The sequence below is a fragment of the Lederbergia lenta NBRC 16444 genome (assembly GCF_001591545.1).
GTDB lineage: Bacteria > Bacillota > Bacilli > Bacillales > Bacillaceae_C > Lederbergia > Lederbergia lenta.
The window spans coordinates 63,378-82,467 of the sequence record NZ_BCVC01000006.1 but is presented as its reverse complement, the minus strand read 5'-3'; the positions used below and the strand labels follow the sequence as shown (position 1 = coordinate 82,467).

The 19,090-nt window shown below is 35.8% G+C and carries 19 protein-coding genes and 1 pseudogene; 4 read left to right on the top strand and 16 right to left on the bottom strand.

What is annotated here, in order from left to right; all coding sequences use genetic code 11:
• Nucleotides 1–18: 18 nt before the first annotated feature.
• From BLE01S_RS16190 to BLE01S_RS16175, 4 genes are all read right to left on the bottom strand, one after another.
• Nucleotides 19–1,260, bottom strand: coding sequence for a restriction endonuclease subunit S (locus BLE01S_RS16190; protein ID WP_066144757.1), 1,242 nt, complete (start codon nt 1,258–1,260; stop codon nt 19–21).
• A gap of 8 nt (nt 1,261–1,268) precedes the next feature.
• Complete coding sequence (locus BLE01S_RS16185) at nt 1,269–2,798, bottom strand: type I restriction-modification system subunit M (RefSeq protein ID WP_066144755.1); 1,530 nt, start codon at nt 2,796–2,798, stop codon at nt 1,269–1,271.
• 11 nt (nt 2,799–2,809) lie between these two features.
• Nucleotides 2,810–3,391, bottom strand: a complete 582-nt coding sequence (locus BLE01S_RS16180; RefSeq protein ID WP_066144751.1) for a restriction endonuclease subunit S domain-containing protein — start codon at nt 3,389–3,391, stop codon at nt 2,810–2,812.
• A 269-nt stretch (nt 3,392–3,660) separates the two neighbouring features.
• Nucleotides 3,661–3,960: a helix-turn-helix domain-containing protein gene (locus BLE01S_RS16175; protein ID WP_066144748.1), complete on the bottom strand. Its 300-nt coding sequence runs from the start codon at nt 3,958–3,960 to the stop codon at nt 3,661–3,663.
• A 166-nt stretch (nt 3,961–4,126) separates the two neighbouring features.
• Here BLE01S_RS16175 and BLE01S_RS16170 point away from each other — a divergent pair, with 166 nt between their 5' ends.
• Nucleotides 4,127–4,639 (top strand): hypothetical protein, encoded by a 513-nt coding sequence (locus tag BLE01S_RS16170; RefSeq protein ID WP_231955872.1) that lies wholly within the window; start codon nt 4,127–4,129, stop codon nt 4,637–4,639.
• Nucleotides 4,640–4,742: 103 nt separating this feature from the next.
• Here BLE01S_RS16170 and BLE01S_RS16165 read toward each other — a convergent pair whose 3' ends face one another.
• From BLE01S_RS16165 to BLE01S_RS16130, 8 genes are all read right to left on the bottom strand, one after another.
• Nucleotides 4,743–5,651: a hypothetical protein gene (locus BLE01S_RS16165; RefSeq protein WP_145981941.1), complete on the bottom strand. Its 909-nt coding sequence runs from the start codon at nt 5,649–5,651 to the stop codon at nt 4,743–4,745.
• 717 nt (nt 5,652–6,368) lie between these two features.
• Nucleotides 6,369–7,436 (bottom strand): RNA-guided endonuclease InsQ/TnpB family protein, encoded by a 1,068-nt coding sequence (locus BLE01S_RS16160; RefSeq protein ID WP_066144742.1) that lies wholly within the window; start codon nt 7,434–7,436, stop codon nt 6,369–6,371.
• Nucleotides 7,437–7,456: 20 nt separating this feature from the next.
• A complete protein-coding gene (locus BLE01S_RS16155) occupies nt 7,457–7,816 on the bottom strand; it encodes a hypothetical protein (RefSeq protein ID WP_066144739.1) in 360 nt (119 codons plus the stop codon).
• Nucleotides 7,817–7,951: 135 nt separating this feature from the next.
• Nucleotides 7,952–8,152 carry a hypothetical protein gene (locus BLE01S_RS16150; RefSeq protein WP_066144736.1) on the bottom strand — a complete coding sequence of 67 codons (201 nt, stop codon included), beginning with the start codon at nt 8,150–8,152 and terminating at the stop codon, nt 7,952–7,954.
• 26 nt (nt 8,153–8,178) lie between these two features.
• The gene (locus tag BLE01S_RS16145) at nt 8,179–8,739 is read right to left on the bottom strand and encodes a DnaA N-terminal domain-containing protein (protein ID WP_066144733.1); all 561 of its coding nucleotides are present in this window, start codon (nt 8,737–8,739) and stop codon (nt 8,179–8,181) included.
• A gap of 158 nt (nt 8,740–8,897) precedes the next feature.
• A complete protein-coding gene (locus tag BLE01S_RS16140; RefSeq protein ID WP_066144730.1) occupies nt 8,898–10,346 on the bottom strand; it encodes a hypothetical protein in 1,449 nt (482 codons plus the stop codon).
• 119 nt (nt 10,347–10,465) lie between these two features.
• On the bottom strand, nt 10,466–11,038 hold the full coding sequence (locus BLE01S_RS16135) for a hypothetical protein (protein WP_145981942.1): 573 nt from the start codon (nt 11,036–11,038) through the stop codon (nt 10,466–10,468).
• Nucleotides 11,039–11,339: 301 nt separating this feature from the next.
• On the bottom strand, nt 11,340–12,107 hold the full coding sequence (locus BLE01S_RS16130; RefSeq protein WP_066144725.1) for a four helix bundle protein: 768 nt from the start codon (nt 12,105–12,107) through the stop codon (nt 11,340–11,342).
• 381 nt (nt 12,108–12,488) lie between these two features.
• Here BLE01S_RS16130 and BLE01S_RS20865 point away from each other — a divergent pair, with 381 nt between their 5' ends.
• The 3 genes and pseudogenes from BLE01S_RS20865 to BLE01S_RS21215 form a co-directional block, all read left to right on the top strand.
• Complete coding sequence (locus tag BLE01S_RS20865) at nt 12,489–12,650, top strand: hypothetical protein (RefSeq protein ID WP_157419504.1); 162 nt, start codon at nt 12,489–12,491, stop codon at nt 12,648–12,650.
• 14 nt (nt 12,651–12,664) lie between these two features.
• Entirely contained in the window at nt 12,665–14,149 is a 1,485-nt protein-coding gene (locus BLE01S_RS16125; RefSeq protein ID WP_066144722.1) for a recombinase family protein, read from the top strand.
• A 66-nt stretch (nt 14,150–14,215) separates the two neighbouring features.
• Nucleotides 14,216–15,268: pseudogene (locus tag BLE01S_RS21215) on the top strand (recombinase family protein); the annotation flags it as partial.
• A gap of 603 nt (nt 15,269–15,871) precedes the next feature.
• Here the strand turns inward: BLE01S_RS21215 and rlmH are convergent.
• The 4 genes from rlmH to BLE01S_RS16110 form a co-directional block, all read right to left on the bottom strand.
• Nucleotides 15,872–16,351, bottom strand: coding sequence for a 23S rRNA (pseudouridine(1915)-N(3))-methyltransferase RlmH (gene rlmH, locus BLE01S_RS20520; protein ID WP_082788779.1), 480 nt, complete (start codon nt 16,349–16,351; stop codon nt 15,872–15,874).
• Nucleotides 16,352–16,445: 94 nt separating this feature from the next.
• Entirely contained in the window at nt 16,446–16,619 is a 174-nt protein-coding gene (locus BLE01S_RS20515) for a CxxH/CxxC protein (protein ID WP_082788778.1), read from the bottom strand.
• A 195-nt stretch (nt 16,620–16,814) separates the two neighbouring features.
• A complete protein-coding gene (locus tag BLE01S_RS16115) occupies nt 16,815–18,026 on the bottom strand; it encodes a S1C family serine protease (protein ID WP_066144717.1) in 1,212 nt (403 codons plus the stop codon).
• 265 nt (nt 18,027–18,291) lie between these two features.
• Entirely contained in the window at nt 18,292–19,086 is a 795-nt protein-coding gene (locus BLE01S_RS16110) for an MBL fold metallo-hydrolase (RefSeq protein ID WP_066144714.1), read from the bottom strand.
• Nucleotides 19,087–19,090: the final 4 nt, after the last annotated feature.

Here is a 19,090-nt window from a genome sequence, read left to right as displayed (position 1 = left end):
GTAGGAAAAGTAAAGGAGTTAAGCCTTTACTCGTACTTTACCTGTCAGAAGTAATTGCATGAGACCTTTTTTTTGATGTTTAATATTATTAAGTTCTTTATTTAATAGTTCTAATTCCTTATCTATTGTAGAAAGTACATTAGCAATTTCCCTTTGCTCATTTATTCCCGGTACCTTTATGTTTAAGATATATAAATCTTTAGGGTTAATTCTTTTAGATCCTGTACCTGTTGATATTCTTTCCAAGTTTCTGTAAAACCCTTCTCTTGACATGTAATAGAAAAACCACTTTGAATCAATACCCCTTTTGAAATTAAAAGAAGGAATATCTGAAGAAGTCTGATAGCCGTCAAATTTTTCAGGAATTAAGCCAAATGCACCCTTATGAAGATTTTGCTTACCGTATATAAATTGTCCAGCCTTTCTAACATATTGCGTCGTTGCACCAACCTTTTCAATAGGGTTTACCTCTCGCTGCTCTATCCCCTTCAAATTCAATCTTACCGTCAACCTTTTTTCTAAAATAGGGTCTGTTGCAATTTCCCTACTTTCAATAATACAGTCCCCTATTTTTTTCTTCATCCAATCGCCATCAAACCCTGGCAATCTCACCTCACCCGTCAACAAGTTCTGTATTAACCCTTTTTTCTGTTCTTTTTTCTGCTCAATTAACTTTTCTTTTAGTTCTATTGCTTTGTCCCAGGTGGATAGGATGGAGGCAATTTTTTGTTGTTCTTTTAATGGTGGTAAAACTGCATCTATCTTTCTCAAGTTGGGTCTATTAATACCTAAAACTGAAATTCCAGTTGCAATCCTCTTCATTTGCTTACGTATATTCCAATTTGATAAAAAAAACCTTTTAAATTCCCGGTTTAATAGATCAGTTTTATCTCTCGCAACTATTACATGTAAACCACTAATAAACGGAATATTTCCCTTATTTAATACTACAACTGATTTTCCAATTCCCTCATAATCTTCAGAAGCATCTGCAAAGGCAATATCTCCATCATTTAAAATGTAGTTTTCGCTTAAATTTTCCAATGGGACATCGTACTTTGGTATAATATCTGCGTCCCTTTCCACATCAATATAATTTTCTTTCAATTTGTGAATATCTCCATAATGCAAATAACATATACCTTTATTTGATAAATTAGCTCTTGAAACAGGTAATCCCCCGTCAAAATCAAATAATGTATCAAACGTATACTCTTTCCAATCTATTGGATAGTTCCTTTTAATTTCCTTTTTCAGCATTCTTCCACCTACAATCCTAGCTCTTGCAAATATTTTTTCATCTGGGATTCAACTTCTTGAAGTTCTAGCTTTATATTCGTAATATTATCTTTCACCTGTGCCATATCCACTGGTTCTTCTTCTTCAAAGATATCGACATAACGGGGAATATTAAGGTTATAATCGTTCTCCTTTATTTCATCCAAACTAGCAACATACGCATATTTATCAATAGTTTCACGTTTTTCATATGCCTCTACAATTTTCTCAATATCCTGTTCTCTTAATTGGTTTTGATTTTTACTTTTTTCATAGTGACCCTCTCCAGAGGCATCAATAAATAAGACATCATTTCTCTTTCTATCCTTCTTAAACACCATAATACAAGCAGGAATTCCTGTACCAAAGAACAAACTCTCCGGTAATCCAATTACCGCATCAAGTAAGTTCATATCAATCATTTGTTTGCGAATTTTTCCTTCGCTTGCACCTCTGAACAACACACCATGCGGTAAGATTGTTGCCATACGGCCATTTTCTGCTAATGAATACAACATATGTTGAACAAAAGCATAATCACCTCTCGAAGCTGGTGGTACTCCCCATTCAAACCGTCTGTGTGAATCAAGTCCTGCTTCCATTTTAAACTTTTTATCGTTTGTTCCTTCGCCTGCAAACCCCATTGCCCATTTATCCAATGAGAACGGTGGATTTGCTACGATTGCTTGGAACTTCATTAGTTTTCCATCTTCTAAGTGTAATGGGTTTGCTAATGTATCGCCCCATTCGATTTTCGCATCATCAATTCCATGCAAATACATGTTCATAAGAGCCAATGAGTGTGTTGCTCCATTTCTCTCCTGACCATAAATCGCTACTTTCCTACTGGGCACTTGTTCTGCAACCTTGATAAGCAATGAACCTGAGCCACATGTTGGGTCATAGATTCTATCATTCTCTTCCGGTTTAATTAAACGGGCTAATAGTTCTGACACTTCTGCGGGTGTGTAAAATTCCCCACCCTTTTTACCAGCATCGGATGCAAATTGCCCAATCATGTACTGATACGCATTTCCAACAATATCTTCATTTCCTATTTGTGATGGTCTTAATGAAAGGTTATTAAAATCTTCTAATAAGGAACGTAACATTGCATTTCTCTCTGATGCCCTGCCAAGAATTGCTTCACTATTAAAATCAATGTTTCGAAATACACCACGAAGTTTACCAGTGTTCTCATTTTCAATTTTTTCTAATGCCTTATTAATGATCTCTCCAATTTCTGGATCATTACGTTTACTATATAGATACTCAAATGTCGAATGCTCTTCTAATATGAAACGTTCTCTTGATAGAGCACGCTCAATACGTCTTTCATCCCCATCATAACGTTTCGTATATTCTTCCACATGCTCTTTATACGTATCACTTAAATATTTGATAAATAGCATTGTTAAAATGTAGTCCTTATACGTACTGGAATCAATTTTTCCCCTAAATGTGTCGGCCGCACGCCAAAGCACACCATTAATATGTTGTTGCGTTACTATTTCTTTCATTTAAACTCCTCCTATTGTCTCCCCTGTAATAATTGATTAGAGATTCCTTGAAACCAACGTTCTTTTTCTTCTATTAACTTTTTATAAAGATGTTGTTCTTGTAGATGAAGTCGTAGTAGCTCTATAAAGGCCTTTTGGTTTTCCATTGTTGTTTTAGCTACAGGTATTGTTTTAAGTATATTTTGATTTGTACTCGGAATACGACTCCCTGATTGTGATCGTTCCAATTCCTTTTTTACTTCAGATGTATTTAAGTACCAAGCAATATACTGTGGAAGATACTTCATTTGATCCACTTTAATTATCGCAAAATATGATGGTACTAATAGCCCTCTATGTTTCTTATCAATAAAAACAGAAGTATAGGGATGACTTAATCGAATTAATACATCGCCTTCAATTGTAAAGTAATGATCTTCTAACACATCATCGCTGATAAATTCATCTAAAGGCTCATTATTAATAATACCATCTTCGGAGATGTTCTTTAGGGTGAGAAGTTTATATGTAGCCTTTGCATCATGATCCCCCTGAGCCTTTTTTCTACTTAATACAAGACCTGTACTTATCTTAGCAATGTCTCCAAGTTGCATTTTACACCTCCTGTTTAATTGTCAAATATGACATTTGAACAAATGTTGTTAAATACAATATATAACACATTCAGCTTGTAGTCAATCCTATGTGGTGATGAAACTAACTTTATAGCATCTGAACAAGTCTGTTTAAACAATATTACATGCTTTATTACTACATTTTTATCTGTTAAGACAGGGTGTACTTCAATGAACATATTTTTAATTACATATCATGAGATGACAAAAGCTATCGCAAATACACTTTTGCAATAGCTTCATCAATTTTATCTACTCTTTTTTTCATACCGATTACCTATTTCAACCAAGAGCTGTTCAATCTCATTAATATTCCAATTCAGGCCTTCCCTAAGAATCCTAATTTTCATATGTACAGGGATTTCCCTTGACCCTCTTTCAGCACGGAATATAAATGATGCACTGCATCCTATTCGGCTTGCAATAGAATCATATGTCAATGCTTCCTTATTACGATATTCTTTTATCACACTTCCAAAATCATCGACTGCTTTCCTAATTCTTTCTAATGTTTGTTGATCCATTACTATTCCTTCTCCCGCTCCCATTGTGCATCCTCCTAATATAACCAGCTTTTCCTGGTCCCAGTTTTTTCTACTATCATATAGTAGACCTGGGTCTTCAAAATATAACCCTATCTGTTACATTGGCAGAATAATTTTCGTCTAACTGCCTATCATATATTAGCTTTACAAAATGAAAGGGGTTGTGCTAATGATGGACAAAGAAAAATTCATCGAAATGTCACCAGCAGAAAGAGTACAAGTAGTCAATAAACTATTAAAGAATCATGATTTAAAGGAAATCAGCAATCTCGTAAAAATACCCTCAAGTAGTTTCAGTAAAATTATGCGGGAAGGGGATTATATTTATCATAAGGCTGATAAGAAATACTATCCGTTTATCCGTTCCGAAGGTGAACGAGCGGTAAAAAAGTTACAGAGTGGGGACGACGATGAAATAGCCTTTATCAAACAAAATGTAGATACATTGAAAAAGGTTGTTAAGCAGTTTGAAGAACAAGGGCTTTTACTGCTTGATAAACGCATCTATAGTAAGGATGCAAAGTTTGTCAATAAAAGCATCCGTATGAACAATGACGTTTACGGACAATTTACTGGATTTTGCGAGGATTTCTATCCTCATCTAAAAACCCAAGATCTTATTGCACAAGCACTAATTGACGCAATGAACAGATATAAACCAGAGAACGAGCGGGAGCAATGAACAGCTCTCGTTTTTTCATGTATAAATTTCCTGCGGAAGAAAGGTGCCTATAATGTTAGGTACAACAACTTTAGGCACCCTCAGTGTAATCTCTGTATACTTCTTAGATTTTGAATGGGTTTCCTAGGAAACTTGGAAAAGAAGTGTAGTTTTCAGTGGAGATGTTTTTGGGGATAAGAATTGGGTTAATCCCGAGATTAGCAAGATCTCGTAGATATTGTCGATGAGTGGGTTTAGATATACCCCCCTCTTCCTTTGACTTTTTAAGAGGGGTATCAATGTTACCTTTGGAGATCATAACGAGGAACTTTCGAAGGCTTTCTTTTTTTCGTTGCGAGAGGGAACTATTTGAAATTTTTTTTTCAGCCTCGGTGATTTTATAATAATCACCAGTATGGACAATCGGTATTACGTGCTTTTCCATGTATTCTTTCCATAGCTTTTTTGAAAAGTATGTTTTCAATTTCTTTGGTCTACCTTTTCCCCCTTTGTCTTCCCTTTTCATACTATTCAAGTGGCTGTTTTTCAATCTCAACTCGTATCTGAGTCGCCCAATATCGTATGGTTGGATTTCTTCACCATTTGAAATCCGTTCTTCTTCCTTATCATATATTATCAATTCCGTACTTTTACATTTGTGATATTGGGATGTTTCATATTTTAGGGGATTACCAGTTTCATCTTTTCCCCACTTAATTTTCTCTTTGTATGCAAACCTTACTGTATATTTCTCCAGTAACTTGAACAACAGCTCCCGGTCTCTTGGTTCCAGCAGCTTTGCATCTAGTTTATAGTCAATTCTAGTGAGTGTGTGGAAATCAAAGTAATCTGAATCCCCAAAATGTCGGTTAAGAAATTTACGAATATCACACTCTACCAAAACGTAATCCTCTTCTGTTATTGTTCCTCTGTTCAACATCTTTATGGCATCAACCTTCATTTGTAAATACCATACACCATCTACATGCTCCCATGTACGAACTATGGCATAAGCAGGATAAACTTTCTTCATTTTACTATTTAGCTTTTTAACAGCTGCACGGATGTAACGGTAATTGTTTAGCTTAACACCGTATAAGGAAAATAGGTGTTGTAAGTCTTCGGATATTACCGGTATAAACAATTCGAACGTGTGAATCAATTAAACCATCTCCTTTGTATTTATCGTGTGGAATAAGCAATCCCTTTACTATCATGCGTTTAAAGGGGTTAACTTTTCCCATCCCAAACTAATTTATATGACTACCCAACACATTGATTATTACTGTTGTGATGATGAAGTAAGGCATGCTATGTTGTTCTAAAGAAATATATTCACACTTGTCCGTTCTACAAGCCCATTTAGTATTACAGCGGTAAAGGTAATGTATTGCATGGCTGGTGCTAGAAAACTAACGAACAAAAAACCGCAAAGCATAAATGCCTCACGGTTAATATATCTGTTTTTTCATCCATGAACCCGACAACTATTTGCTTACTTTTCCATTTGACTTCTTGTCTTCATCATTCAAAAAAAGACTCTTAATAAGAAGACCAACATCCTATTTACGGCATATCTTAAATAGGTATATGATTCGTTGAGATTCCCCCCTAAACGGGAAAGCAGGATAACGCCTGTGGGATTCTTGAATGACTTATCGTTCGCAGTCCATTTCTGTTTTGAACAGTCCTCAAGGTGAGGGCATCCCATTGCCCCTCCTAAGACAGTGCATATAGCATCTTAGGCTGATTAACTTTTACCATCAACCACAGGTGCATATCGAATATTCATAGCACCTACAAAATCACGATGTTTTTCAAACCCACATTTACATTTATATTTACGGTCTTGGGCTGTGTTCCTTTTAGCACATTTAGGACATGTTTGACTTGTGTAGGCAGGATTCACATATTCAACTTTAATACCTTCTAATTTCGCTTTATATTCAATGAATTGTGAAAGACGATATAATGTCCATGTATGCAAATTCTTTTCGTTTTTACGACTGGTTCCTGTCGTCTGTCTAATATTCGCTAATCTCTCTAAATGAATGACAGAAATTTTATTTTCCTTGGCAAAATTAACAATTGAACGGCTTATCTTATGGTCTTGATCTCGCATCCAACGCCGTTCCTTATCCTTTAAACGCTTTATAGCATTTAACTTTTTCTTTTTGCCTAACTCTTTCCGTTTAGAAAGAAATTTTTTCCTCATATATTTATTCTTTCTTCCATTTCCAAAAAAACATACCTTTTCATCATCTGTTACAGCAACCGCAGGTACTTTTAACCCTAAATCTACCCCCATAACTTTCGTTCCAATATCTTGAACGGTAGAAATCGTGACGGAAATTTGAGCAATCCATTTATTTGCCTTTTTTGTAATCCGAAGCGTACCTAATTTATGCTTTAATAACTCAAGAGTTCGATGATCTTTATCAACTACTAAAGCCCGAATAGGTGTTTTAGATGCTTTGCCATTAACCATAATGGGCATAGAAATATGGGTATTGTTGAAACAATAGTTCTGATTGTTCCACACACACACGGGCCTTTTTAGAACAGGGACATTCTTATATTTATTTTTCTCGGCTTTCTTGTATACACTTTTTGCATCTCTTATTGCTTGGTTTTTCACAGCACTTGGCAGAAGGGCATGAATATCTTTGCTTGATTTCATTGTACTCTTCTTTTCTGTTATCATTTCAGATACAAGGGTATTAATCGTCTGAATATATGTCTTACTCATACGTTCCAAAATAGAGGCCTGATCTTTTGTAGGTAATATTTTAATTTGTACAGTAATTGTCTGTGACATCTTTTCACCCCAACGTTTTGCTATTTCCTTTTTATTTTGTACTCCAACAGTGAAACGATTTTAGTTGTATATTCTTCTTTCCTTTTATCAACATTTCTCCCGTGGTTTTCCTTTAAATATTCACAAGGAATAAACAAATCAAAACCAATAATCACTTGACCATTATCGTCAATTATTAAATAGTCGGTCGATTCCACACTCTTTGTAATCGGGTAGACACGGTTATTAGAAAGATTTTCTCCATCTTTTCCAGCTAACCTCAAATCTGTTTCTGAAAACACTACATGTGTCGCTTCACTCACTGAACAAACAACAAATCCTCTTGTCTCAGGTGCCATTCCATGCCATGCTTTTGTATAAAACTTCTCATAGTTACTCATACTTTTTTGCACCTCCCAATTGTCCCTCTTTTTCCATTTTCCTTTTCCAAATTAGGGTGCATCAAATCAATGCTTCAGTAGTCGCCCCAGCCCACACCCAATCTTCTGGCGATTGTTTTTTTATAGCATCTTTTTTTACCCATGAAATGGTCCACTTTTAATAAATTGATACCATTCAATAATCCGCTCGTTTTTTTCCCGGACTTTTCTTGTTACAATGGATTCTGTTACTTTACCAAAAGTCACTTTTACTTGTTTTGTTGATGTACCGTTTACTCTAATAGGAATAGAATTCCCAGTTTCCTTAAATGTTCTTGTTTGATTCAATTTACTCACATTGATGCCCCCCACTTTCATTACAATTATTTACTTCTAAAAAGCGAACCAAATATTCCATTCTCCCGACATTTACGCTTTTCACGAATTCTTTCATTTTTAGCATATATTCTTTTTTGCATATTCGACAAATCTACATCGGCTAACGGGAGATTTAAACTTCTTATAATCCTTTCATTTTCCCTTCTTAATCTGATTGAATGATTAGATGGAGTAATTATAGGAATTTCAACGCTTACTTTTTTATATTTTTGTTGGCTACTATCGTCATCAATGACTTTTTTCTCGATTGCAGAATAAGAATCGCTTTCCTTTCTTTCTTCTTTAGTATGCAAATAGATAACCTGCAAATTAAATTCTTGACCTGTCAACTCTTTTAGTACTTCAGTAAAATGATGCAAGTATCTTTGTATTATCCACTCTTTGGCAAATTCAGTTTTCGCTTTAATTATAATAGTATTACCTTCTACTATTTTCCCCGATAATGGAGCAATCCACGTTTGGTACATTGGCTTTGATAGACGTTTTTCAATCTGTTGCAGGATAATCTCCCAAAACTCACGGTTTTCCTTCTCCAATTGATCCACTTTATTGACTCCTTCCAAGATTTATTTCTCAACTATATCCTGTAAAAAAATTCAACATCTTCAACGTAGAACATTGATTTTCATCTAAAATAGACTTTTCCATGTCCTCTGTCTCCTTTGCCACTACATTAATGTGGAAAGTTTCAAAGCCATTTCAGCTATTTTAAATACGTATAAAACAAATCTTTATTTTCAAAGAGTGCTTTGTAGAGTTTCCGTAAATTAACGTCGCTCTCGAAAGTCAGTAACATTATCACCATGCGTTTTATGACATCATTAGCTTCATTTTCAATCCAGTCCCATGCCTCCCTTGTTAAAACCAGATTATGGTGTTCCTGGATTAGCTGGCTTAACACTTTGATTAATTGCCCTTGCTCTTCTGCATTCCCAATCATTTGAATTAAATTGCTCTTATTAGCCATGTCTTCTTCAACCGCCTCTTTTATGGTTGCAATAACATTCATGATGCTTTCACTTATCATGTATGTGTTATCCCAAAACACCAACAAATCCAGGGTGTCTATGACATTTTTTTCCCTATTAGCCGTGTATTCTTCTATCTTTTTCAATTCCTGTCTTTTAATCTTTAACCGTTCAATTAACTTTTGGTATTCTTTATTTACAATTTGTTCAGTCTTTTCCTTATAAAATTTTCCTTTAAATATTGACAAAAGATCATTTTTTTCAATATATCTGCTTGTATGCCTACCTATAAAACCTAAATCTAAGAATATACTTCCAAATTGCGACTCAATGGAGTCAGGGAGATCGGCCCATCTCTTGGCAATCCCCATATCTTCTCTTATTTCCGGATCTAAAAATACCCAAGACGAACAGATTGCCTTGATAAAGTCTACTGATTTAAACCTTGGGCCTTTGTTATCAAAGCAACAAATGTCAACAAGAATTTCTAAAGGAAGTCCCGTATTTAGGTATCTGATGATAATTAGCCTAGCCCCGAGTTGTGCAGCACTCTTGAATCTTTGTAATTCTCTCGAGAAATAGTTCCGAACCGTATTTATAGTAAATTGTTCAGCAATAAGACCATCCAATTCTGCATTAACACCAATGGATAATTCGTATAGTGCCTCAAGACGTTTTTCTTCTATCTCAATTACTTCTAAACGCTTTAAGAGCTTAGAAGGGTTAACACGGACAGGTAAATCAATCGGCCTATCTAAAAGAGAGTTAGCCCAATCTACTGCCTTTTGTGCCTGCTCGATGGAAATATTCCCATAGCAACATGCAAACATTGGAAACCTGTTCTCAATCAATGCAGCGATAGCTAGAATGAAATTGTGATAATTCTTGCCCTGAGTCTTTGAATAGAAAACCTCTCTTGCTCCCCAGTCATCCTTATTTAGGAAACCCAATAAAATATCTTCCTTTAATCTTTCTTCTTTCACTTCACTATATTTAGCTATACTGGAAAACAAGGTGAAACTCTCTCCTGTTTCTTTACTTTCTAAGTCGCCAATTATATTCCAATACTTTTCCTTTAAGCCATATTTATCAACGTATTGCTCTTCAGTACGGTCTAAAACTAATCTTTTAAAGCCATCAAGATTATCCACGTAATAAGTGGCGAATGGATACGCCTGGATCAATAGTAATGTCTCCTCAAAACCTCTTGCCAATCTTCTTGATTTATTTCATTTGGCACAATGTCCAATCCAATGTAAACTCCCATAAAATTCACCCTCATTGCCTTGTATAATTTAGTAATTTATATTCCAATTACTCTCCTCGCTGCATTGTGTGAGCCCTTATAAAACGGATTAAATACTTTCTCCTCTTTATCCATGGATAGGATTTCTAATTCAACGGTTGGATTAGAGATTGAAAACAGCGACTTCTTTTCATATATTCTTTCTGCAACAGCATTGATAGCAGTATTTCCTTTTGTAATCATTGGCGAATCGTTTAATTTATCCACTTCATTCCAATCACTGTATATTAGTACCTTTGAAGGTAAATAAAACTCGTTGTTCAGGACTTCTTCTACGTTTGACAAAGCAAAATCAACCGCTAATATTTCGGCATAAACATTCATTTTTCTCATTGCATGGTTGTAATGTTTTTTTGATTTCACCAATGTAGTCCCTTGTCCAACAAAAATGATCCCAAGCCCAAATATTCCTTGATGTTGCAATTCGGAAGCATCGGTAAAGACACGCAATACCTCACTATCCCATAACCAACTTTCAAAACGCTCTCTGGCCCCTTTCGTTGGCTTTTTCTGCCACCTCATCAGTTGTTGTCTGTAGTTACCTTTTGAATGGTAATTCCGCTTTACCAAGTGTTCCTCTCCTCCTTCTTCCATTGACTATAGTCAAAATAAAAAAGCCCGCATTCCTCTTAATCAGAATGCGAGCTTTTTTTATCTATTGATATGTTTTGAGTTTTATTTACCCAGATCATTTTAATTCCCACTTTATCAAAGTATTATGTTGACCCAATTATAGTTGACTGTAATGCAGTAATCAAGTAATTACCGAATATTCCCTTAGTCTGAACTGTGGGATGGGAGACATGGCGTTAAAAAAGGAACCTAACCGTGATTGATTGGGTTCCAACTAGCAGGGATTAACATATCATTCCTACATTAACACCTTAATTTCTGTGTCGATTTGTTTCATTCCTTGAATCAATAAGTACTGAATCTCTTCGATCATTTCCTTTATCTCCTCGTACTTTTCCCTATCATAAATACCTTTTGACATCATTAAATTAAGGTATGCTTTAACTACGTTACTTTCCTGGATAGCCAAGTTCAAAAACGCTAGTTTCTTTTTAGGATATAATTGCTCTGATTCCGAAGCATGGGAAGCAATATTACTAGCAGAAGTGACCATTTGTTTTAGAATGTAACTATACCACTCACCGTGGCTAATACATTGCAACTCATACAGTTCTTTTACCAATCTTTGTGCAGTTTGAACGCAAGGCAGTGTTCTTACATTCTGAACAACTGGAATTGGTAAACTCACACTGCTGTTGTTTATTTTTAAATTTTCAAGGATTCTGTTCAGCATTTTGATAATACTATCAATCATGCTATCTAATGTCAGAAATTCTCCTTCCGAAATCAGTCCTTTACCATTACAAGTCATTAGCCAAGACTTCGTCTCCTGTGCACTTCCTATAGCGTCTGAATAAAGATTAAACTTTTGTCTCAGGTAAAGCTGTTCACCTTTAGCAATGTTCTGAACAATGCTTGTTGCAGATCTCTGTAGCTGATCTTTCATTTGAGATTCCTCAAACGGTAGTACCTCAACAATCATACCAATTTCCTTCAACAATTCGATAGATAATTGTAGTGCTCGTAGTTTTTCAACGTTTTGCAAAGTTAAATATTTTGCTGTCAATTGCATCACTCCTTGGATATTTTTCATAGTTATCCTATAAAAATGAATCACATAATATAATTTTATGCCTGTTCGAGCATGTACTATCGAGCGGTATCAAAGGGCTAGCTAATATAATGACTTTTATAGTGTGGATTTACAGTGGCATGCCATGCAGGAGGATATGAATTATTCTATTGCAAACAGTTCTAGCTTTTTTATAGGTGAATGAGTGTTTCAAAAAGGTAGAGCAAATATTATGCTTGGTAGAACTGAATTTTTTGGACATCATTTTGATAGTCTTGTAAGGTAATATACATAGGGTAACAATCAAACCCTTTCCCACATTATCCAAATGAACATCCCACGAATAAAACCTCACTACGAAAGGAAGCATTACTTATGAAGACACCCCCAACATTTGATTACAATGAAGAATTTGAACAACAATTATTGACGGAAGAGGAATTTGATAAGGTTAAAGCAAAATCGTTTATCAACCTCATGTCAGAAATGTTCATTAAATATGAAACTGAGATTGAAAATACTATAATTTCTAACTAAGGAGTGAACTATCCATGGCAAGAGCGATCGGGTATGTACGTGTAAGCACAGACAAACAATTAGATAACACATCCATTGAGAAACAAAAGGAGGAAATAGAAAAGTACTGTAAAAACAACCAAATTACTCTCGTTCATATTTATGATGAGGGAGCTTATTCCGCAGAAAACATCAGGGATAGAAAACAGTTTAAGCAGATGTATAATCATGCTTTTGATAAGGAGGAAAATATTGATTATGTAGTAGCATTTAAGTCTGATCGTATTTCAAGAGATAATCTCGATGCTTTGTACATTTACAAACGATTGACAGAGGCAAACAAACACCTTATTTGTATAGCAGATAACATTGATACTAGAGACAGAAATGCAAAGCTGCTATATCAATTCATGTCCTTAGTTGCAGAGCTTGAAAGGGATACAATTAAATTCCGAACCTCAACTGGAATGGAAAAAAACTATGAAAAGGGTAATTTCAACGGCGGAAGAGTATACGGCTACTATACTGAGAATAAAGAACTAAAAATGGATGCCAATGAGGCAAAAGTGGTGAAGTATATCTTCAAGAAATATGCCATTGATCAATGGGGATACCGAAAAATCGCTGCGAATCTTAATGAACAAGGATTTAGGACAAGATTAGGAAAATTTTGGTCAATTACTGCCGTAAGAACAATTTTAAATAATAGGATTTATATTGGCGAAGTTAAATGGAGGGGTAACTATCGAAAAGGAAAGCACATAAGAATTATTGACGATATACTTTGGAACAAAACCCAAAAAATGCTTCAAATAAAAAGTTATTTACCCCGAAAGCTCCATCCTGGTACATATCCATTATCCGGCCTTATCAAGTGTCCAGAATGCGATTCCCCAATGGTTCAAGGAAACAGTGGCAAGAAATATAAGTACTATCAATGCAACAGAAATAAAAGCAGTGGTAGGAGTGCCTGCCATTCTAACCTTGTCGCCAAGGAATACGCTGAACAATACGTATTCAATCACTTTTTCAATACATTAAAAACTTTAAACCTCACCTCCCCCATTATAAACTCCACAGTTTCTACTATTTCAAGCGAAGTAGAACCCATTGAAGATAAAATTATAATGATGAAAAAAAACCTTCAGCATCTATCAAGGAAAAAAAGCAAGATTATCTCATGGACAAGCGAAGGTACTCTCGATGAAGAAACTTTCAGACAAGAAATGAAAATCATTCAACAGGAGGAAAGTGAGCAAACACAATTTCTTGATGTACTGGAGGCTCAGCTAAAACAACGAAAAAAGCCAAATTTATGTGAAAATATTGCAATGGCAGTCAATGAGATAGAATCTTTCTTTGCAATTATGGCGGATGAAGATAAGAAAAAAATTCTACATTCCTTTATTGATAGTATCAATGTAAATCCGGGGAATTCAACAAAGGAAAGAACCATAAAGGAAATTAAATTCAAGTTTGATTTAAGACATATTTCACAATTGTATCAGTCTGCATCATAGGGAAAGGGAACATCCTTTCCTTTTTTCTATTTGCAGCCTAATATTAATTTGAAAGGAGAAGATACTATGGATAAAATTAGAAAGGTTGCAATCTATTGTAGGGTGAGTACCGAAGAACAAGCGAGCGAAGGATATAGTATTCAAGCTCAATTACAAACCATACGTAACTATGCAAACCTCTACAATTGGCAAGTATCAAATGAATATGTTGACGAAGGGATAAGCGGGAAAAATATTAAAGGTCGTCCTGCAATGCAACGATTAATGGCGGATGTAGAATTGAATAAATTTGATGCCGTAATTGTATGGAAAATTTCCCGATTATCACGCAATATGCTTGATACGCTTGTCATGCTGGATAAATTTGAGGAAAACGACGTTAAGTTTATTTCCTACAGTGAGAACTTTGATACCGGAAGTCCAATTGGTCGGCTTGTTGTCCAGTTAATGGCATCTATTGCGGAAATGGAGCGTAACACACTCTCTGAAAACGTCAAATTGGGAATGAAACAAAGGGCTTTAGAGGGTTCTTGGAACGGAGGTATTGTATTCGGTTATGATTCGATAAAAAAAGAACTTGTAATCAATGAACAAGAAGCTAAAGTAGTACAGCTAATTTATGAACAATATTTATCAGGAAAGGGTCTAAAGGCAATTGCTAACCTATTAAACAAATCTGGTCATCGAACAAAAAGAAATCGTTTATTTTCTATCAATGGGGTAGCTCAAATTTTGGATAATCCCGTCTATAATGGAAAAATAAGTTGGCTTAAAGTGGAGGATTGGGATACAAAACGAAGGAAAGGTAAAAACCCTAATCCCATCCTTGTAGAGGGAAAGCATCAGGCAATTATTTCAGATGACATTTGGCATTTAGTGCAGGCAAGAAGAAAGAGCAGATCCTTTAAACAACGCCAATCTAATAAACCATTTTTATTAAACTCACTTCTTCGTTGCCCTGTCTGTGGTCAAGGGATGGTTCCTGCTATCACCACTTACACAAGAAAAGACGGCACAAAACGTAAACATCGTTATTATGTTTGCTCCGACTTTCAAAACAAGGGATCGACAGCATGTAGATCTAACGGGATCAAGGCTTATGAAGCAGAAAATAAAGTGCTTGAGCGAATTGAAAACTTCCTTGCTAATAAAGAACGATTCATCTCAACAATACAATACTTAAATAAGGAATCTCTACACTCTATTTCTGAGCTAAAAAGAGAATTAAAGCAAACAGAACAGGAACTGATAGACATACAACAGCTTCAAGAGAAATATTTAGAAGCATTCGAACAAAACCTTTTCCCTATCACAATCTTACAGGAACGATTACAACAAGTAGACAAGGACAAAACACACTTGGAACAAAAGAAAAATGAACTCAGCATACAACTAAGCTCATCAGATGCAAAATTCATTCCGCATGAATTGGTTCGTATTCTATTAGAAAAGTTCATAGAAATCTACAACGTTTCTTCAAGAGATGGGAAAAAGCAATTACTCCAATTACTTATAGGTAAAATTTCAATTAGACAACTGGAGAATCGCTCAAGAACCATTCAACAGGTTGAACTTGACTTTGATTTTTCAGAGGTCAATATATCAAAGACTTTTACTCTAATTCATTTGTTGTATCGTAAAACGGATAAAGATGTTGGATTTTCACAACCATTGCCCGCTTCCGACAACAAAATACCACCTTATCTACAACTTTTTTTGCCTCTATTTGTGGTACGGTTCCCCCCGAATAATCCTAAACGCCCGATACACCTGCTCCACCAATATCAATCTCATCAATTGATGCGGAAATGTCATTTTAGAAAAAGACAAGCTTTCATCAGCTCTACTCATCACGTCGGAGCTCAATCCGAGTGAGCCGCCGATCACAAAGACTATTTTACTTTTTCCATATGTAGCTAAGTGATCTATTCGATCGGCTAGTTGCTCGGAGGTTTTCATTTTTCCTTCGATTGCGAGTGCGATGACATGGGCATCAGGGCTGATTTTAGCAAGGATGCGCTCGCCTTCTTTTTTCTTAACTTGTTCCATTTCATTTTCACTTAATACTTCTGGGGCTTTTTCATCGGGGAGTTCTATGATATCTACCTTGGCATAGGCTGTAAGACGCTTTAGGTATTCTTCGATTCCCTGTTTTAAATATTTTTCTTTTAATTTACCAATGGAAATAATTGAAATATTCAACCTTGCATTCTCCCTTCATTGCGGATATGTTACACACAGGTTGCAAACAAGCTATCCACAATAGTTATCCACATATCCACAAAATCAATCCACATTATGTGCCCGAATTTTTGTTCGCCACAATATAAGCTGCTGGATTCGAACAATATTCACAGGGTGTGGATAACTCGATCTCCCTTTTTACCTCTTCTAAAATCGGTGCTAACTCATGTTCGTCGACCATAATATCAAGTGCTAATTCTACGTGTTCTTTACAACAAAAAATCATCTGAAACCCTCTTCCTTATTGGTTTTTAGTGTGTATTTGAATCTGGTACAATATTCAGATTCGTCCATCTTTTATTTCGCCATTTTACCTTGCAATTTTACTCATTTTCCATAACACTTATCCACAACCTATTTTAACACTAAACAAAAAGGCGGGAAAGCTGTTGATAGCCTCCCCGCTTTTATTTATCCACATTTACATTCTTGTTTCATCACTTAATGTAAGTGTTATTTCATTTACTTTACCAGCTCTGTAATATTTCACTTTCATTGAGTCGCCAACCTTTTTATGGTTATATAAGTATTTACGTAACTCAAGTACGTCCGCAACCTTTTCTCCATCAAGTTCTGTAATAACATCTAACTCCTGTAGTCCTGCTTTATCTGCCGATGAATTTGGAACAACTTGCTCGACCATGATACCTTCTGACACATTATTTGGCAGCTTTAATGTTTGCTGCTGATGGTATGCGGCAACTTCACTCACATTTCTAAGTGAAACTCCCATTGCTGGCCGTTTTACCTCTCCATACTTTTCAAGATCATCAATGATTGGTATCACATAGTTAATTGGAATAGAAAAACCAATACCTTCTACAGCACTTTGAGCGATTTTCATCGAGTTAATGCCAATCACTTGTCCAGCGATATTGATAAGAGCGCCTCCACTGTTACCAGGATTAATTGCAGCATCTGTCTGAATAACTTCTGCATGCCAATCTGGTATTCCATCCTTATTAATATCTACTGGCACTGTTCTATTCACACCTGAAACGATACCTTGAGTAACCGACCCAGAAAATTGTAACCCTAACGGATTTCCAATTGCCATAACAGGTTCACCAATTTTCAACGCTTCGGAATCGCCAAATTCCGAAATTAAATCATCATCGATTCCTTTAGCGCTCATTTCAACTACTGCTAAATCTGTCCACACATCACTTCCTCGAACTTTAGCAGCCACTTTTGTACTATCTGCCAATGTGACTTCTAGTTCTGTTGCTCCCTCCACAACGTGATGATTGGTTACGATATAAATAATATCTCCTGCCTTTTTATAAATAACCCCTGAACCAACTCCAGCTTCTTCCGTTTCGCCATTTCCATTTGACCAGAAGTTAGCTGATTGGAGATTGGTAATCCCAACAACTCCCTTACTTGCTTTACCAACTGCTTTTGTAACATCTGTAGTGACATCAAGTGATAGATTTTTTGTGATTGTTTGATTATTACTTCCTTTATTCGTTTCAATGGATGTCTGATTCGTACCTCCACCAAATATTCCTGGATAAATCATGGCAACGAGCAAAGCACCAATGATTCCACCAATTAAACCTGAAAAGAACCCAAATTTGCCGCCTTTTCTTGTTTTGTAACGGTTTGGGCTGTGATCATCATAAAACCCCACTTCAACCATTCCTTTCTTTGCATATGCTTAGTTTGCCTTTCCTTGCCATTATTATAATAGTCAAAGATGAATTTCCAAAATGTATTACATGAAAAAAGCTGTTTTTTACTTATAACTAGTAATAACTTAAATTATAGCCTATATTGCGACAATTAACTGTATCACTAACATCAAAAATCCAAAATAAAAAGAATGAAAACAAACGGTAACTTTTCCGTAAGTTTTCATTCTCTATTCCCTTATTGGGACTTGGATGAAACATTGATTATACTGCAGTTAAATCTGTTGGTATGCTAGGATCTGTATCAAACAGTTCAAACTGTGATCCGACAGCCATTCCTTGTGCCTCGAGTGTTTGTTGGACGCTCATTCTTGCTAAATCTTTCATATTATTATCGCGGCTTAAGTGGGCCAAGTAAATTCGCTTCGTATTGTCACCAATTACTTCACTCATTGCTAGTGCTGCGTCTTCGTTAGAGACGTGACCAACATCACTTAAAATTCTGCGTTTTATATTCCACGGATATCTACCCATCCGCAACATATCAATATCATGATTGCTCTCAAATACATACATGTCTGCATCAGAGATAATGCCTTTCATACGGTCACTGACATAACCTGTATCTGTTACGATGACAAGCTTTTTTCCTCCAGAACGGAATATATAAAACATTGGCTCTGCCGCATCGTGAGAAACACCAAAGGATTCAATATCTAAACCGCCATATGATTGAACTGTTTCCATGCCAAAAACAAATTTTTGTTCTGTTGCAATTTCACCGATAAGCCCATCCATCGCTTGCCATGTTCGTTCATTTGCAAACACAGGCAGCTTATACTTTCTCGCCATTACGCCAATTCCTTTAATATGGTCGCTATGTTCATGTGTGACAAGTAAGCCGTCTAACTTAGCAGGATCGCGTCCTATTTGCTGAAATAAATTGCCTATTTGCTTGCAACTCAAACCGGCATCCACTAAAAAGGAATGCTCATCTGTCTCTACATAAATAGCATTTCCAGAGCTGCCACTTGCAAGCACGCTAAATTTCATTGCCATTCCT

Excerpts from the sequence above, each read along its gene's own strand:
- BLE01S_RS16190 (WP_066144757.1), bottom strand. The coding sequence starts at position 1,260 with ATGCTGAAAAAGGAAATTAAAAGGAACTATCCAATAGATTGGAAAGAG.
- BLE01S_RS16185 (WP_066144755.1), bottom strand. The coding sequence starts at position 2,798 with ATGAAAGAAATAGTAACGCAACAACATATTAATGGTGTGCTTTGGCGT.
- BLE01S_RS16180 (WP_066144751.1), bottom strand. The coding sequence starts at position 3,391 with ATGCAACTTGGAGACATTGCTAAGATAAGTACAGGTCTTGTATTAAGT.
- BLE01S_RS16175 (WP_066144748.1), bottom strand. The coding sequence starts at position 3,960 with ATGGGAGCGGGAGAAGGAATAGTAATGGATCAACAAACATTAGAAAGA.
- BLE01S_RS16170 (WP_231955872.1), top strand. The coding sequence starts at position 4,127 with ATGATGGACAAAGAAAAATTCATCGAAATGTCACCAGCAGAAAGAGTA.
- BLE01S_RS16165 (WP_145981941.1), bottom strand. The coding sequence starts at position 5,651 with ATGAAGAAAGTTTATCCTGCTTATGCCATAGTTCGTACATGGGAGCAT.
- BLE01S_RS16160 (WP_066144742.1), bottom strand. The coding sequence starts at position 7,436 with ATGTCACAGACAATTACTGTACAAATTAAAATATTACCTACAAAAGAT.
- BLE01S_RS16155 (WP_066144739.1), bottom strand. The coding sequence starts at position 7,816 with ATGAGTAACTATGAGAAGTTTTATACAAAAGCATGGCATGGAATGGCA.
- BLE01S_RS20865 (WP_157419504.1), top strand. The coding sequence starts at position 12,489 with ATGAAGACACCCCCAACATTTGATTACAATGAAGAATTTGAACAACAA.
- BLE01S_RS16125 (WP_066144722.1), top strand. The coding sequence starts at position 12,665 with ATGGCAAGAGCGATCGGGTATGTACGTGTAAGCACAGACAAACAATTA.
- BLE01S_RS20515 (WP_082788778.1), bottom strand. The coding sequence starts at position 16,619 with ATGATTTTTTGTTGTAAAGAACACGTAGAATTAGCACTTGATATTATG.
- BLE01S_RS16110 (WP_066144714.1), bottom strand. The coding sequence starts at position 19,086 with ATGGCAATGAAATTTAGCGTGCTTGCAAGTGGCAGCTCTGGAAATGCT.